Below are 16,114 nucleotides of genomic sequence, written 5' to 3' on the forward strand. Positions count from 1 at the left end.
ACGGCTGTAAAAAAAACATGATCAATATCAACTAATTACAACTTAATCTTACAATCTTGCGCAAAAAGTGATCTAAGACGAAATGTAAAATAATCCAATTGCAGATTTTTTTAAGTCAGCCGAAAGCGACTTATGAAAATCATATTCTCATAAGCCACTCTTTTTGCATGCTGTTGATTTAAATGCTTATTTATATATTAATTATTGAAAGTTTTTGTCAATTAAAAACCAATACTAAACTCAACAAGTGCTTATTCGACTTGCTCTAATCTATGAATACCTTTGCGACTTGTGGTTAATTTATATCGATAATAACTACAACCACTGTCAGTTTTAGTGACTAAAACAATGTTGATAGGATAGACACTATGCACATTGTGGAGCTTAATATTACTCTCCGTTTCCTCCCAATGTGATCGCACCATTCTTGGCAGTAACCGTAAACGCTTACTTAAATTAACTGTAAGTTTATCTTTAAACTTAAATTGGGAATTTGGTTGTGAATGGGTATGCGATGTATAACTTCGCTTATAGACGAGCGCTTCTTTAAAGCTATGGCTTTCAGCCCGATAAAAGCGTTTACGTAATGCATTTACTTTTTCAGGTAGCTCAGCAGGTTTTTGTCGGTATACCGCCTCTTTAGCGTCATACACTAATTGGCTGGAACCGTGTTGATAGAATCGATAATGATGCTGTGAATACTTAGAGAAATATTTCTCCATTAAGTAATTACGCCCCAACTCTTTAATCCGGTCTTTGAAGATATACGACAACACCAGAGAGAAAAAAAATGGTGTAGAAAAATTGCCAAAAGCTTTTTGAGTCGCAAAAGCGATACCTGTAGCAAATGCCATTGCTAATGCGGCTGCAAAACCAAAGATCAATTGTTCAGCCACTTCACCATCTTTAAGTTTCTTACGAGTTAATTGGTGTGGACGATGGATCACCCGTTTAGCGATGTGTAATCGATTAAGTAATTTCTCTCTTCCAGCTTCTGAGGTAGGAGATAACTTAATCTTCAGTATATCGGCATCTACGCAAAGCCGTTGTATTTGAACAGTCAGCCAAAGCTTATCTTCTTTACTGGCCTGGTGTTTAGCCTGTAACAGAGATTGATGATAGTGATACATTAATAAATGTAGTGCCAACTTAAATAGCTGACCTTGGGTGAGTAATTGTTCGTTATCGTGGATCCGTGAAAATTGCTCTATTTGATCACCGATATAGGCCAACTGCGCTAAGCTAACATTCTCTTGTAAATCAACAATACCACTGACAAATTCAGACAACGCTAGTACATAACGACTCTGATTAGCTTGGGCGGAAGCATAAGCAGTTTGCTTAATAATGAGTAAATCACGGTCAATGGTGTGACAACTAATGGGCTCGACTTTGACCAATTGTTGTTGTTGCAACAAATTGTGATAAAAGCTGCTTTTATTCATGACGTCGCTATTGTCAGCTAGTTTGGCAGGAAAGAAAAAATAGGCCTGCAATTGTACTCGACTTAATTCAGGCGGAATATCCACCTGAATTGTTAAGTGGTACTGATCAGCTATCGATAGCGACAACATGGTTTCAGCCTACCATTGCGTAAATGGTTGCTTCATTAGCATAGAGTTGTAATAACGTGCATCACCCGTCACTTCTTCTGCTAACCAGCTTGGCTTATTGACCGTTTGTGCTTCGTCAGTTAATTCGACTTCAGCAACGGTCAGTCCTTGGTTACTGCCGTAGAACTCGTCGACTTCAAAGATGTGTCCTTGATGATCAACGAGGTATCGGGTTTTATCGATAACACCTGGTTCGCAGATTTTCAGTAGTTCTTGCGCCTCTTCAACAGAGATCTCTTTTTCCCATTCATAACGCGACGCACCTGACTCATTACCAATACCTTTAATCGTTAAAAACCCTTTGTCACCTTTTACACGCACTCGCACTGTGCGCTCAGGCACGCTACTTAAGTAACCTTGGATAATACGAACCGACTTACCCGCTTGTGCTTTAAATTCTTCACTTGATACTAAATACTTGCGTTCAATTTCTTGTGCCATGATAGCTATGCCCTATTTATAAAAAAGTATGATGATGTAATGCTCATGCAAGCTTAATTAGCTAGTGGTAGGTTCTTCATACCGATAACGCGCTTAATCGCTTGAAGGTAATTAATGTTTTCAACACCCGCTAAGCGTAAGTCTTTAACTGTGGTGTGAATGTCATCTAATTCTGTTGATTCACTGTTTACGCTGACAAGTCTTGCGCCATTGACTAACACATTTGCCACTTCACAGATGGTGTTATTGACCATATAACCAAAACGTTCTTTATGAATTTTAACGGCTTGTAAATCAGGATGGGCGTCGATGATAGCGATAAATTCTTCGAAGCTATAGCTGTCTTTAGCTAATGCAGGTTGCTCCACCATGAACGCAGGGAAGATTTCTTGTTCTAACTGAACTTTACTGATCGGAAATTCCGCTTTTAATTTTGGATCCCACTGCTCTAAACCATCTACGGTTTGTACGTAACTTTTAACGTCCATTTTGCCATCGCGAATTTTAGTGTTATTCAAATCATTAGTGCGAGACATAATATAAATTTCGTCACTTTCACGACGCCATACCTTTTCAGGAACCGGAACAGATAGGCGCGCCATACGCTCTGCGGCTTCAGTAAAGTCTTGCCCAAAAGTACGGAACTCAAAGCGTGGTTTAGAAATTTCACCAATTGTTAATTCAGACATACTGTTTCCTTTAAATTTATTTCGTTTGTTATTAAGTACCCATTTACAGTACTCCTGTGTTGAGTAAAAAAAACAGATCTAGATCATGTTTTATTAATTTTAGTCTCAACCTAATCTTACATAATAAAAATAAAAGCAATTGCAGCATAAACAAAAAACCTTTAAAAACAACTAAATATCATAAGCAAAAAACCACACCGATAGTTAGTTAAAATATTAATTAAAAACTATTAAGATAATTTATTGATCTTGATCCATTTTTATTACGGCTTTAACGGTTATGGTTATTGCAAATGGAATATAGCTTAAGGTCACAACAAGATGAGCAAAGAGATAACGGATAAGATTGATCCACTTGATATGAACCAATACAAAATGGAACGGCTACCTGTCAGATCAAAAACTAACTTCGAGTTATGGTTAGCTAAAAGTGGTATATGGATAGCGTTGGCGGCATTTATCTTTTTACTGACGGGCAACCCAGCCTCTTTTTTGACAGATTTTGACTCATCAATGTTAAGCAAGTCAGCTGCAGAACATTTTCACAATGTCGGCCTGACAGAATTTAGCTGGCATGGGCAGGCGATGTTAGCCATTTTCTGCACTGCGGTTATTTTATGGATTACTGAACCAATCCCCAATTATCTCACCTCATTAATGGTCATTATTGCCTTAGTTCTGACCGGTGTACTGCCTGAACGCCAAGCCTACGCCCAGCTTGGGCATCCAATTATGTGGTTAAACATTCTATCTTTCATCCTAGCTTCCATGTTGGTGTCTTCGGGTGCTGCAAAACGCTTTGCCTTATGGTTTATCTGCCGTTTTGGTACCAGTGCGACACCGATTTTTTACAGTTTTATGGTGATTAACTTAGCCTTGTCTGCCTTTATTTCTGCGACCACAGCAAAGGCTGCGATTTTGATGCCTATTTTTATGGTGATTGCTGCGGTCTATGGCGCAAGAGGCGGAGAAAATAAAAACAACTTCGGCCGAAATTTAGTCCTGCAAAACCTATTACAGATTAACTTATGTGCTGGTGCGTTTGTCACAGGCTCAGGGGCTAACCTATTAGCTGCAAGTCTGATAGCAGGTGCTATTGGCGGCAGTTTCTTCTTTGCCGACTGGATGATAGTCGCCATGCCAATTGTCATCTGCATGATTGTGATTGGCTGGTTACTGGCAACGAAGGTCTTTTTCCCACTGTCACCTGAAGAGCGCCTGCCACAAATCGAAGGAGGGATGGAACGCTTACAACAAGAATTAGATAAAATGGGTAAAGTCTCGTTCCGTGAGATTAAATCTATCGTGATTTTTGTGACTATTTTAGTTTTTTGGGCCACCGACAAATACCACGGCGTCAGTGCAACTGCGATTGCATTCATTGGGGCGATTGTCGCATTAAGCCCGCGTATTGGGGTTGTGAACTGGAACCAAGTCGATGTGCCTTGGCATTTATTACTGTTCTCTGCAGGTGCATACACTCTAGGTGCAGGCTTTAAGCAAACTGACTTACCTAACCTTGCGGTTAACTTTAGCCTTGAATACTTTGGCTTAGATGAATCAACACCATTTAGTGTGTTCTATATTATGCTGACAGGCGCGATGCTATTAAGCTCACTGGTATTCCAATCTAAAACCATGCGCACTATGCTGTTTGTGCCCATTGCCATTGGTATTGCTCAACGTTTTGATTTTCCAATTATGAGCTTAGCTCTACCTGTGGCGCTGTTAATCGAGCACGTTTATGTGCTGCCATTTAACAGTAAGCCTGCTTTGCTGCTTTACTCAACCGATCAATACAGCTTAAGTGACAGCTTTAAGTTTGGTTTTACCATGTTGATGATTGGTTGGGCTACCAGTATTTTAATGGGTGAAACTTGGTTTAAGTGGTTAGGATATGCCCCTAACGGTGTTTTTTGGTAAGATGGGTTTTGTGGTAATAACTTAACGATAATAAGCAGATATGAATTCAAATAAAAATGAAATTCGCAGTAAACTCGCTCTGCTTCAGTTAGCAACTGAACTGGGTAGCATCAGTAAAGCCTGCGACATTATGGGTTATAGCCGTGACAGCTATTACCGCTTTAAAAAGCAATATGAAGAAGCAGGTGAACGCGGGCTTAAAAACCTTTCACGCAAGAAACCTGCGCTTAAAAACCGTGTATCACAAGAAGTTGAAGACCAAGTCATCGAAATCGCACTCGATTACCCTAATTATGGTCAAGCGAAAGCTGCGGAACTTCTGACTGCCCGTGGTTGTACTATTTCCGCCAGCGGTGTGCGTACCATTTGGGTGAGGCACAATCTTGAAACCAAGAAAAACCGCCTAGTGGCGCTTAATAGCCGTTTACGTCAGCAAAACCAGCTTAGCTTTAAAAGCCAGCATGATATGGAGCAGCTTTATAAACTCGAGCAAAATGAATCAGCGTTAGATTGTAAATACCCAGGTGATGTTTGTGTGCAAGATACCTTTAGTATTGGCAATGTTGATCCTATGGGTCAGCTCTATCAGCACACTTTCATTGATGCTTATAGTCAGTATGCCATTGCGATTATCAGTGATAATAAAGACTCAAGTACTGCAGCGAACTTTTTGCAATCTACGGTTCAGCCATGGTACATGCAGCAACAGATCAAAATTAACAGCCTACTGACCGATAGAGGGGCTGAATTCTCTGGTAAACAAAGTGCGCCATTTAAAGATTTACTCGACCACGCTGATATCAACCACATTCAAATGCGTGCCTATAATGGCCCTGTAGTTAACGGCCTAGCTGCTCGTTTTCAACAGCTAACCTACGATGAATTTTATGCGCCATTTTTAAAGAATCATCGCATTACGACTATTGAAGAACTCAACCAACAATTACAAAAATGGTTAGACCGCTATAATCATCAATATGCCATTGCTGGCCGCTATACCTTAGGTAAAACCGCCGTTGAAGTGCTGCAATTAAGCAAACACTTAACTAAGTGATCACCTAACTAAATGCACTGCTAACTAAATGCACTTCTATCTAAGCTGACTCCTAAAACCACCCTATTTCGGTGGTTTTTTATGTAACCTCTTCAGACAGAGTTCTGCTATCACTTCAAGATGATCATTTTATGAGATATCCAATGTGGTTTTAGCGATAAAGCCTCCCCCGCAGTTGTAACCTAAAATCAGTAACGCAAAACACAGTCTTAATCTCACAACGCTGTTTTTAGGGCTTAGTGGTGATTGCTGCTATCAATGGTTTGAGTATGTATGTCAAACTATTGCGATTAATCACACAGTATTCTTAAAGTTAACAAGGAAGTATTATGGAATTTGCTGACGGCATTGTGCAGTTAAACTCTTTCTTTACTGTCACGGTAGGGATTATCGTGCTGTTTATTGGTAGACGTTTAAATCAGGTTGTGGGCTTTTTAAAAGAATTTAGTATTCCTGAGCCCGTTTCTGGCGGGATCATCTTTTCTATTTTATTCACCCTTATTTATGCAGCCACCAGCATTGAAATCAACTTTGATCTAATGGCCAGAGATGTCTTACTGGTGTACTTTTTTACCACTATCGGTATTAATGCCAGCTTGGGCGATTTACTCAAAGGTGGTAAGCCCTTAGTCATTTTACTCATTGTCACTATTGGTTACATGATTTTGCAAAACCTTACCGGTATAGGTGTAGCAACCTTATTTGGTCAAGAACCGATTGTCGGTTTACTCGGTGGCAGCGTGTCATTGATTGGCGGCCATGGTACCGCCATTGCCTGGGCACCAAAAATCCAAGAACAATTTGGTTTATCCAGCGCCATGGAAATTGGTATTGCTAGTGCCACATTCGGGTTAATTCTTGCCAGCTTAATGGGCGGGCCCATTGCCAAATACTTGATCAATAAACATCAATTAAAACCTTCAGTTGATTTAGAAGCTGCAAATACGCAAGGTAAAGAAACCGAAACAGCCGTCAAAATGACTTCGTTTGATTTCTTAGATGCCCTATTAGCGATTCATATCTGTGTGATTTTAGGGTTTCTGTTAAATGAAGTGGTCAGCAGTTTAGGGCTAGACTTACCCTTGTTCGTGACTTGCCTATTCGCTGGTATTGTAATAAGCAATTTAATTCCTAAAAGCTACCCACGTATTACTGGCACTGCTTGGCCTAGCCGTACTGCAGCGATTGATCTCATTGCTGATATGTCACTAGGAACGTTCTTAGCGATGTCATTAATGAGCATGCAATTATGGACATTAGTGGATTTAGCTGGACCTATCTTTGCCATTCTTGGGATGCAATTTATTGTGGCTATTGTGGTCAACTTATTCATCGTGTTTCCTGCAATGGGCAAGAATTATGATGCCGCTGTGATTTGTTCAGGCTTTGGTGGTATCTCACTGGGCTCAACACCAACAGCGATGGCTAACATGTCAGCAGTCTCAATGCGCTATGGATACTCTGCTCAAGCCTTCATCATTGTGCCGTTGGTTTGCGCCTTCTTTATCGACTTAGCCAATGCGTTAATCATCCCTTACTTTATTGGTCTAATGCAGTAATCTGCTAGCGACTTACTGAAATCAATCACTCATTAAAAAGGGAAGCAGTTGCTTCCCTTTTTAATTGCCATAAACAAATGCAGCCTATACAGAAAACTTAGTAATTTCAGATTCAAGTGTCTGGATTAATTTTTGGGTTTGATCTGTCCCTGCGTGTACTTGGACAGAGACAGCAGAGGTATTTCGCGCAGTATCGGCAATAGTAGCAATGCGTGTTGCAGCATCTTCCCCCGCCGTTAATTGCTCAACGGCAGCTTGAGATATTTGATGACTCATTGACGAAATGGCCGATAACGACTGCGCAATATGGCTTAATGCTAAGGCGACATCTTGAGACTTAGCCACGGTATCCGCACTCGTCGACACACTTTGCGATACGGATAACTTGGCGTCTTGTGTTGCGCTTTGCAGTTTAACAATAGTGAGTTGAATTTGCTCCGTACTTGTTTGAGTACGCTGCGCTAACTGCCTCACCTCATCTGCCACTACTGCAAAGCCACGACCTTGATCGCCTGCCCTAGCCGCTTCAATGGCTGCATTCAGTGCAAGTAAGTTGGTTTGCTCAGCAATGCCCTGGATCACTGATAGCACACTAGCGATGTTATTCACTTCATCATCCAAAATTTGGATATTCTGCCCTGCGCTGTCAATTTGGTTTTCAAGTAAGGAGATTGTCTCTGCTGAGGATTGGGTTAACTGATGAGCTTGTAAGCCTTGCTTTTCAGCAGCTGTAACTGAATCGGCTGCTTGTTTGGCAAGTTCTGCTACGCTGGCTGAACTTGCTGTAAGTTGAGTAATTGATGACGCGACGATTTGCGCTTCTTCGCTAAGTGCATTGGTTAAATCATCCAACTCTGCAGAGCGTTGCTCCGAATCGTGGGTTTGTGAGTTAAGTATATTTGTCACTTCACCGATTGCACTAACCACTCCCTGAAGCCCCACTTGCATATAGTTCATTGCCCCCACAACACTGTTATCGTTAGTACTAACAAAGCTGTTTTCTTGTTTTAAGTCACCACGTGATACCCGCATAACAAAACGACGCACATCTTCAATTTCAGCCCCTAACGAGCCTTGTAAGTTCAGCCCAAATCGTATTAATAATAAGGTGATAATAATGGCTATCGTCAGCGAAAAAGTTAATAACCATTTGGCCACCGCCCAATAACGACTATCCGCTTCTGCGTAGCTAATGCCTGTACCTATATACCAATGCCATCCTGGTGTTTTTTGCACCACTGAAGTCATGTCGACGATATCGCCATCACGCTGTGACTCCCAATGATAAGTAATAATGGTTGCTGTTTTTTGTCCCACTAATTGCTCAACCATTTCGCCGATACTGTGTCCTGATGCATCACGGAAATCATTAAAACTTGTTCCATGTAGTTGGGGATCATGTGGTGCAGCAACAAAATCTAGTTTTTCGTCAACGACATAGACATACTCTGAGTCATGATATTTGTTTTCTCGAAGTAGTTGGCTGGCAAACTTTTTGGCTTGCTCTTCTGACAAAGTGCCTGTACTTGCTAACTGTTCAAATTGCTCAACTATGTTAACCGTGCTTTTCATCAGTTGATTTATTCGGGCAATGTTGTCGCGCTCACTGGCATCAGAAAGCGCATGTAACCCCCAAAGCGCAATACTGATAAAAGCACAAAAAATGACCGACGAAAATACAACGATTTTACTTTTCAAACGCATGCAGCATCCTTGTTTATTCTTATTCTTATGGTTAATTCAAGCGCAATATTAAAAACAGCATTTTCATAACATAAGTAATAAGTAGTACAAGATGCAAGCAATTTATGACATCGCTGTCATTGGTATTTATAACAGAAGAAAATGGTCGTTAATGCTTAACGTTACTCACGACAGCTTTTGATGGCTACTTACCACCAGCGATGTCAACAAATGAGCCTGTGACATAGCTAGCCTCATCCGATAATAACCACGAAATAGCATTCGCCACCTCTTCAGCTGTGCCGCAGCGCTGTAACGGGGTGGTTGCCCCCAATCGTTGTGCACGTTCTGGCTCTCCGCCATCAGCATGAATACTGGTATCGATTAGCCCAGGACGAACAGCATTAACCCGTATGCCTTTGCCTGCAACTTCCAATGATAAGCCCTTAGTTAATGAATCTATCGCACCTTTTGAGGCAGCATAATCAATATACTCAAATGGCGCACCAAGGCGAGATGCCGCAGAAGATACATTGACGATTGCGCAGCCTTGCTGCATCACTTTTAGGGCTTCACGACAACACAAAAAACAACTAGAGACATTAGCGATGAGAACGCTATTGAATCGCTCAAGACTCATATCGACTAAGTTTGATTGTTGATATAAGATGCCAACGTTATTAACCAAATGTGTCACTTGCCCTAAAGCTTGCTCAATTGATAAAAAGAGTTGTATCACTTCTGTTTCTACGGACACATCTGCTTGTATCGCAATGGCTTTACCACCTTCAGCCTTAATTGCTGCTACAACATCATCCGCTGCATTTTTCTGACTTCGATAATTAACACACACAGCATACCCTTGGCGTGCGAGTAACTTTGCCGTCGCAGCACCAATTCCTCTACTTGAACCTGTTACTAAGGCTACTTTTTCCATAAATTCACTTCCGTATGATGTCACGAGTCTTGATTAGATTAAGACACCTTGGCACGCTTAAGCTAAGCGTTATCGACTTAAACATAAATCGTCCCTAACAGATACAAAGCGCCATAGCCTGAAACCAACACACGGTCATTGTCTATCTGACAATATAAAACCCCGCTTCTCGCAGAGGCCTGCTGAGCAACAAGTGCGGTTTTATTTAATATGCTAGACCAATAAGGTGCTAACCCCGCATGAATAGATCCTGTAACCGGATCTTCGTCACCGCCATTTGCAGGCCAGAAATAGCGAGAGATAAAGTCATGTTGACTGTCATCATCGGCTTTTGCTGTTACGACCACATCAAAAGGTGCAAGCCGTTTGAGCGTTTCCGACTGATATTGTATGTCTTTGACTTCATCAGCTGACGCCATAACAGCAAAGTAGGCTTGCTCGCTTTTTAGGACGCTTTGCGGTTTAATGGATAAGCCCTCATATAAGTCTTCTGGTACCACTTCAATTGGTGAAGGAGCGAGATTAGGAAAGCTCATTTGAATACGCATGTCAGTTAATTGAGTAACCTGAAGCTTGCCGACCTTTGTGGTCAAAAACTCAAGCTCACCATCACAACCTAAATGGTTAAACAACACAAATGATGCTGCCAAAGTTGCATGGCCACAAAAATCTATTTCAGTGAGGGGTGAGAACCAGCGGATCTCATATTGGTTAATACCAATTGCTTTAATAAAAGCGGTTTCAGATAAGTTATTTTCAGCAGCAATATTTTGCATTAACTCATCATCAAGCCAGTCATTGATAGGAATAACAGCGGCAGAATTGCCCTTGAAGTTTGTATCGGTGAATGCATCCACCACATATATCTCTAATTCCATGAGTTTGCTCCCATTCCTTTAGCCGCTCTAATTTAATGAGCAAACGCTCGCTGCAGCTCATTCAATAGCAATCAATTTAAACTAATTTAGCCTGCCATGGCTATAGGAAGGTTATAAAACATTTTCATGTCCAATGCGCTAAAACAGCCATTAATTTATGGGTATTCAGGCATAGATTATAAAGAGCATCGGATGAAATTATAGACCGTATAGATACCCTTCAGCCTATGTTTCGCTAGATAAGAGCTACGAGTAAAGAGCGAGTCGAGCGCTTAACTCGTTGCACGACACCAAAAAACCAGCCGCAGGCTATAAAATATTGTTGATTGCCATGCTGACAATAAAGCTGATTGCGTTGCCACAATCAGCTTACTTCAGAGCACGGCTATCACCAATTCGCAGGCAACCAACCCAACCAACGCCTCCGTTGGTTAGCAGTGCTATATGGTTAAGGCAAATTCAACTTCTGTTGCACTATCTGCCAAGGCACCCATTTAAAGTTTTGATGTTCGTCAGGCAGTCTGTTGCGGCCATCTTGCACCACCAACATACCGTCAGACCATACCCCAGTACCTACCGCACTCGACGTTACCGCTAAGCCATCGGTTTCGGCGCTACCATCATGACCTTTTGAGCCATTAACCCCAATCCGAAAGCTGCTGACATAAGCAAATGGCGGCTGAGCATCGTACAGCAGATAACTGTCATTACCTTGGCTCGACACCACTAAATAAGCATCACCATTGGGGTGCTGATAAAGATCTAACCCTTCAATGTCGGCCACCAAAGGACCACCAGCAGTAATGATCATGTTCCCTTGTGGCTGACTGCCACTGAGGTCAAACAGCCAAATGCCGACATTTTCCTCACCGACAAACAATCGCTGAGAGCGATCATCGGCCACACAACCTTCCGGTTGGCTAGGTACAGTAAAACGCTGCACCTCTGTGGCTTTAAGGTGGTCGTTGTCCCATGTTAACGCCAGTTGACTAATCAGTCCTAACTTGTCATTGGCAAAGGCGTAAAGGCTATCTTCGGTGGGTTGGTACAGACACAATCCGTAGATGTCGCTAAGACTGGTCGCTTGCTCCAGCAGTTGAGTCAGCTGGCCTTGGCCGTCAATCGAAAAAATACTCAAACTATTGCGGTCACGGTTACTTGCCACAGCAATATCCCGATACTCGCCACCTAACTTAACCCGCTGACGAATATCGACATTGTTCACTCGGCCGGCTGCTAATTGTTGTACCTGATTGCCCTGCATATCAAAGCTCAGTAAGCCCCAGCGTTTATTAGTGCCCAATATGCGACTGAGACTCGGCTCAGTAGGGTGTACCCAAATAGCAGGGTCATCCATAGTGTCGCCAGCACGGTCGGCAATGGCACTTTCCACTTGTGTCGGGATCTCGACGATAAGCTCGTCCGGTGCTGATGTCAGAGGCTGAAACGGCCACTCGCTTTGGTAATAGCTTTTATCACTATCAACGAGATAAGTGATCTGCTGACCATCAACAGCAAAGCTTTCTATGTCATCGACGCCCGAATTGGCGCTAAACAAGCTATCACCCTCAATGTCAAACACTTGCCCGCTATTGTCACTCAGTAGTATTTGTCCAGCAAATTGACCAATATCGATGTAGTCATTATCACTATGGTGCAGCACTAGCTGTCCTTCTGCTGGGCTATTCGGCGCTGCTGGGTATTGCCATACGCCCTGCAGGTTTTCCACTACATATAACTGCTCAGCATCTACGGTACACGTCAGTGCGCCCATCACCACCGATAAGCTACGCAACAATTGCGGCTGCCACTGCTGTTCACTCATTAGCAGCCATTGCTCCGCTTGGCCTTCTTCATTACCTATCCAGGCGTACAAGTTATTGTCGGCGGTACGGGGCTGCAAACACAGCCAATCGACCTGAATTTGTCGCTTGGGCAGTAATGGCAAGCGCTGCATATTATCGACATCAAGTTTAATTCCCTGTACTTGGTCTACTTGCATATCGTAAGTCAGTGCAATATCGCCCCAGATATCAAGGTGTTCAAACTGACCGGGTACAATGTTTTTCAGCTCGCCATCTGCCAACACGAGCCCCTGCTGTTCACTGGCAAACAGCCAGTTGTCGCGCCATTTGGCCGCCTGACTGCCCGCGGCGGGCCCAACAAGCGTCAACTTATCGCTCGTCGCCGTTACTGCAACAGCAATGCCGCTGACACACAGACCGCCGATAGCAAGCCATAAGTAACTATTTTTAATATTTTTTATTGTTAGATTCATGAATCAATCCCTACATATTGATGTACTGAATGCCTAATTGGAAAGTACGACCGTACTCTTCATATTGGGCGTTGTAGCGTGATTGACCGGTATAAGCGTAATAAGGCTCATCTGTTAAGTTGATCCCTTTAAAGTAAACCGTGACGTTTTCAGTGATATAACCTTTGGCAACAAAATCCCATTGGGTGTGGGAATCTTGATAGATGTCAAAATCAGCATCATCAAGCTCTGAGACTTCAATCAAGTACTCTGATTTATAAGCTGCTGATAAACGCAAACTAACATAGCTATTTTCATATCCAAATGAGGCATTTGCCGTGAGTTCTGATTGACTCGGCAGTGGGATATCACGGCTTTGCTTACCATCATCTTGCCAAGAGATCGTGGCAGACGAATCGCTAGCGGTGACATTGCTAGTAAAGATAAGCCCACGCCAATCTTCTGGCATAAAACTAAAATCTTGCACATAGGTTAGCTCAACCCCAGTGATATTAGCCTCATCACCATTAGTGAAGGTATTGGCTTTATCGAAATCTTGATAAGGACCATAACCACCTAAATCTGCTTCATAGATAAAATTGTTTATGTCTTTGTAAAAACCGCTGGCCGATAAAACGCCGAGGCCGCCCATGTAATGCTCAATGCTCAAGTCCCAGTTCATTGACTCTAGGGCTTCAAGATCTGGATTACCAAAGCTGGCTTCTAGCTCATCATCGTCGACTTCAATGAGATAACCCGGCGCTAGCTGACCAAAGGTCGGACGCACAATAGTATTGCTCCACGAGGCGCGCACGACAGTATTATCGCTGTACTTATAATTGAGATGCAGCCCTGGCAACCAGTGTTGATAGTCTCTATCGGTTTCGCTGGCAAAAAACGCATCTTGGCTTTCATCAAAACCAGAGCCTTTGGTGTGCATATCGGTATGCTCAAAACGCACCCCTGCTAGCACGCGTAATTGATCAATGTCGACATGCCCCATCAGGTAGGCGGCACTGATATCTTCATCAATATCAAAGTCGTTAATGGTCGATTCAATCTCGTCTTTAGCACTGTCGGCATCCATACCATTGACCAAGGCCCATACGGGGGCTGCATTAATGGATGGACCGAAACGGCCTAAATTGTAATCTGGCTCTGGACCTGCATAAGCGCTCATCAGTAATTGGTCATCAGCGATGCCTTGATCGGAAAAGTCCTCATAAATCCAGATGTCTTCACGATTCTCTTTACTGCGGGCGGTGTATTTTCCGCCAAATTTAACTTCTACAGGCAAATCGTTAATCAACCACGTTTTGCTCAGGTCGAAATTCGCTGAGACCATGGTATCCACTGCACTTGAGTCGGCAATTTCCACTTTATCTAATTCATATTGATCTGCACTGTAAAATGACTCAGTTGCAGTCACTTTGGGTATGTGAGTATCATCGACGGCCACATCAGTGAACTCACCTTTAAAATCGGCGCCGCCTATGTGTCTTGGTTTATCTGCAGTCGCTCTGCTCCAACTGGTTTGATAATCCAGCGTCCATTTATCAAATCGAGACTGGCCGCCGAGTACCAAAGAGCCTATCGCTTGATCTTCTCTTCGTGATTTAAGCGAACGAGTGGCTTCTACATCACCACTTTCACCCATTGCCACGCCATCTTCCCAAGCGATTTCATTACCATTGCGGGTTTCAGTGTCATCAAACTGACTATAAAGCGTGCGTAAATACACATCGTTATTGTCATTAGGGCGGTAGTCAAAGTTAACTCCCACACCAATGCGCTCACGGTTAATTTGATAGTCACGCGGCTCCATTTCCTCAAGCAATACCGGTTCATCAAACGCCCATTTACCGCCCGTTTCAACATTGTCAGAACCAAAATCACGGTTATACCAACTTGCAGCGATAGCGACGCCCAGTCGGTCATCAAAAATATCGCTATAACTGGCAGCTAATTTGGGGTTGGTGTTCTCGGTCAGTTCATCATAGGAGCCTTCGGCACTGATATTGAAGTAAGTATCATCACGATCGAATGCAGATAAGCTTTTAACCTCAATGGCGCCACCTAACGAGTCAGCATCCATGTCAGGGGTTAATGTCTTAGACACTTCTACCGATTGCAACAGATCAGCCGGTAGCACATCGAGTGCCACGGCGCGGCGATCGCTATCTGGCGAAGGCAGTCTAGTGCCGTTCATTGATACTGCATTATAATCTGGCGCCATCCCGCGAATACGCACAAATCGGCCTTCACCTTGGTCGCGCTCTATCGATAACCCGGGTACCCGTTGCAGTGCTTCACTGATGTTTGTGTCTGGAAAATTGCCTAATGCATCTGCACTGAGCACACTCACTAAGTTATCAGCCGCTCGCTGGCGGTTTAATGATTTGCTCAACGCGCCGCGCTGACCTACCACTTGAATATGTTCTAACCCTTGGCCCTGCAACTGGATCTGGCTATTGCTGATGCCGTCTTGCGTTACCTTAATGCGTTCTCGATGAGTCTGCCCACCTAGATAACTGGCCACTAAGGTATATTCGCCCGCAGCAATTTTGGGGAAGAAAAACCGCCCATCACGATTGGATTCTAGTTTTAGATTTAGCTCTTCAATACTCACTAAGGCACCTTGCAGTGGCAATTGCGTGTGACTGTCTTTAACTGCACCTTCGATACGCCCTGCCCAAGCAGCTGATGGCATGCACAAGCTTGAAGCAAGCAAGGCGATATAAAGAGGGGAAAGCGAACTCTTTAACGTCATGATTTTACATCCTATTGGTTGTTAGCTCTGATGGGCGGCAAAGCTAGATGAAGGATATGACAATGATGTGACGCAGGTATTTCTCCTAGGCCCAAATAGGCCTAAATAGCCATGTAACCGAGGGCCTTGAGCTAAAATGACTGGGCTAAACTTGGTTAATTGATATTAGAAGCAGTGTGTTATTTACTCTATAAAAGCCAAATAATGTGCTGGTTTTAAAAGAAAAAAAGCCCATGAACTAGTTTCATATTTATACCAGCTCAAAATAAGTTGAAACTTTTTAAGCAAAACTGACTCGTTGAATGAGCTA

General features: G+C 42.9%; 11 protein-coding genes. 3 read left to right on the plus strand and 8 right to left on the minus strand.

The window, feature by feature from the left end; all coding sequences use genetic code 11:
* Window positions 1–251: 251 nt before the first annotated feature.
* Genes AB4153_RS08365 through AB4153_RS08375 form a run of 3 tightly spaced genes read right to left on the minus strand, consistent with a single transcriptional unit; the run spans window position 252 to window position 2,743 of the window.
* Window positions 252–1,574, minus strand: a complete 1,323-nt coding sequence (locus AB4153_RS08365; protein ID WP_371997026.1) for a hypothetical protein — start codon at window positions 1,572–1,574, stop codon at window positions 252–254.
* A 9-nt stretch (window positions 1,575–1,583) separates the two neighbouring features.
* Window positions 1,584–2,054 carry a CYTH domain-containing protein gene (locus AB4153_RS08370; RefSeq protein ID WP_102527542.1) on the minus strand — a complete coding sequence of 157 codons (471 nt, stop codon included), beginning with the start codon at window positions 2,052–2,054 and terminating at the stop codon, window positions 1,584–1,586.
* Window positions 2,055–2,107: 53 nt separating this feature from the next.
* Window positions 2,108–2,743, minus strand: coding sequence for a hypothetical protein (locus AB4153_RS08375; RefSeq protein WP_102527541.1), 636 nt, complete (start codon window positions 2,741–2,743; stop codon window positions 2,108–2,110).
* A 321-nt stretch (window positions 2,744–3,064) separates the two neighbouring features.
* On the opposite strand from AB4153_RS08375, the gene AB4153_RS08380 reads away from it, so the two are divergent.
* From AB4153_RS08380 to gltS, 3 genes are all read left to right on the plus strand, one after another.
* Complete coding sequence (locus tag AB4153_RS08380) at window positions 3,065–4,666, plus strand: DASS family sodium-coupled anion symporter (protein ID WP_102528899.1); 1,602 nt, start codon at window positions 3,065–3,067, stop codon at window positions 4,664–4,666.
* Window positions 4,667–4,706: 40 nt separating this feature from the next.
* Window positions 4,707–5,720 carry a helix-turn-helix domain-containing protein gene (locus tag AB4153_RS08385; RefSeq protein WP_102528898.1) on the plus strand — a complete coding sequence of 338 codons (1,014 nt, stop codon included), beginning with the start codon at window positions 4,707–4,709 and terminating at the stop codon, window positions 5,718–5,720.
* Between the two features lie 329 nt (window positions 5,721–6,049).
* Complete coding sequence (gene gltS, locus AB4153_RS08390) at window positions 6,050–7,279, plus strand: sodium/glutamate symporter (RefSeq protein WP_102528897.1); 1,230 nt, start codon at window positions 6,050–6,052, stop codon at window positions 7,277–7,279.
* 84 nt (window positions 7,280–7,363) lie between these two features.
* On the opposite strand, the gene AB4153_RS08395 is transcribed toward gltS, so the two are convergent.
* The 5 genes from AB4153_RS08395 to AB4153_RS08415 all read right to left on the minus strand — a co-directional run bounded on the left by AB4153_RS08395 (window position 7,364) and on the right by AB4153_RS08415 (window position 15,804).
* Window positions 7,364–8,983, minus strand: coding sequence for a methyl-accepting chemotaxis protein (locus AB4153_RS08395; RefSeq protein ID WP_248956652.1), 1,620 nt, complete (start codon window positions 8,981–8,983; stop codon window positions 7,364–7,366).
* Between the two features lie 184 nt (window positions 8,984–9,167).
* Complete coding sequence (locus AB4153_RS08400; RefSeq protein WP_248956649.1) at window positions 9,168–9,899, minus strand: SDR family oxidoreductase; 732 nt, start codon at window positions 9,897–9,899, stop codon at window positions 9,168–9,170.
* A 77-nt stretch (window positions 9,900–9,976) separates the two neighbouring features.
* On the minus strand, window positions 9,977–10,777 hold the full coding sequence (locus AB4153_RS08405) for a PhzF family phenazine biosynthesis protein (protein WP_371997028.1): 801 nt from the start codon (window positions 10,775–10,777) through the stop codon (window positions 9,977–9,979).
* Between the two features lie 448 nt (window positions 10,778–11,225).
* Window positions 11,226–13,055 (minus strand): phytase, encoded by a 1,830-nt coding sequence (locus AB4153_RS08410; protein WP_371997030.1) that lies wholly within the window; start codon window positions 13,053–13,055, stop codon window positions 11,226–11,228.
* A gap of 10 nt (window positions 13,056–13,065) precedes the next feature.
* Window positions 13,066–15,804: a TonB-dependent receptor gene (locus tag AB4153_RS08415; protein WP_371997032.1), complete on the minus strand. Its 2,739-nt coding sequence runs from the start codon at window positions 15,802–15,804 to the stop codon at window positions 13,066–13,068.
* Between the last annotated feature and the right edge of the window lie 310 nt (window positions 15,805–16,114).

This window comes from Shewanella sp. 10N.286.52.E4 (assembly GCF_041468785.1).
GTDB lineage: Bacteria > Pseudomonadota > Gammaproteobacteria > Enterobacterales > Shewanellaceae > Shewanella > Shewanella electrodiphila.

Coding starts and splice junctions, on each gene's coding strand:
- AB4153_RS08385 (WP_102528898.1), top strand. CDS start 4,707: ATGAATTCAAATAAAAATGAAATTCGCAGTAAACTCGCTCTGCTTCAG.
- gltS (WP_102528897.1), top strand. CDS start 6,050: ATGGAATTTGCTGACGGCATTGTGCAGTTAAACTCTTTCTTTACTGTC.
- AB4153_RS08365 (WP_371997026.1), bottom strand. CDS start 1,574: ATGTTGTCGCTATCGATAGCTGATCAGTACCACTTAACAATTCAGGTG.
- AB4153_RS08395 (WP_248956652.1), bottom strand. CDS start 8,983: ATGCGTTTGAAAAGTAAAATCGTTGTATTTTCGTCGGTCATTTTTTGT.
- AB4153_RS08370 (WP_102527542.1), bottom strand. CDS start 2,054: ATGGCACAAGAAATTGAACGCAAGTATTTAGTATCAAGTGAAGAATTT.
- AB4153_RS08415 (WP_371997032.1), bottom strand. CDS start 15,804: ATGACGTTAAAGAGTTCGCTTTCCCCTCTTTATATCGCCTTGCTTGCT.
- AB4153_RS08375 (WP_102527541.1), bottom strand. CDS start 2,743: ATGTCTGAATTAACAATTGGTGAAATTTCTAAACCACGCTTTGAGTTC.
- AB4153_RS08380 (WP_102528899.1), top strand. CDS start 3,065: ATGAGCAAAGAGATAACGGATAAGATTGATCCACTTGATATGAACCAA.
- AB4153_RS08400 (WP_248956649.1), bottom strand. CDS start 9,899: ATGGAAAAAGTAGCCTTAGTAACAGGTTCAAGTAGAGGAATTGGTGCT.
- AB4153_RS08405 (WP_371997028.1), bottom strand. CDS start 10,777: ATGGAATTAGAGATATATGTGGTGGATGCATTCACCGATACAAACTTC.
- AB4153_RS08410 (WP_371997030.1), bottom strand. CDS start 13,055: ATGAATCTAACAATAAAAAATATTAAAAATAGTTACTTATGGCTTGCT.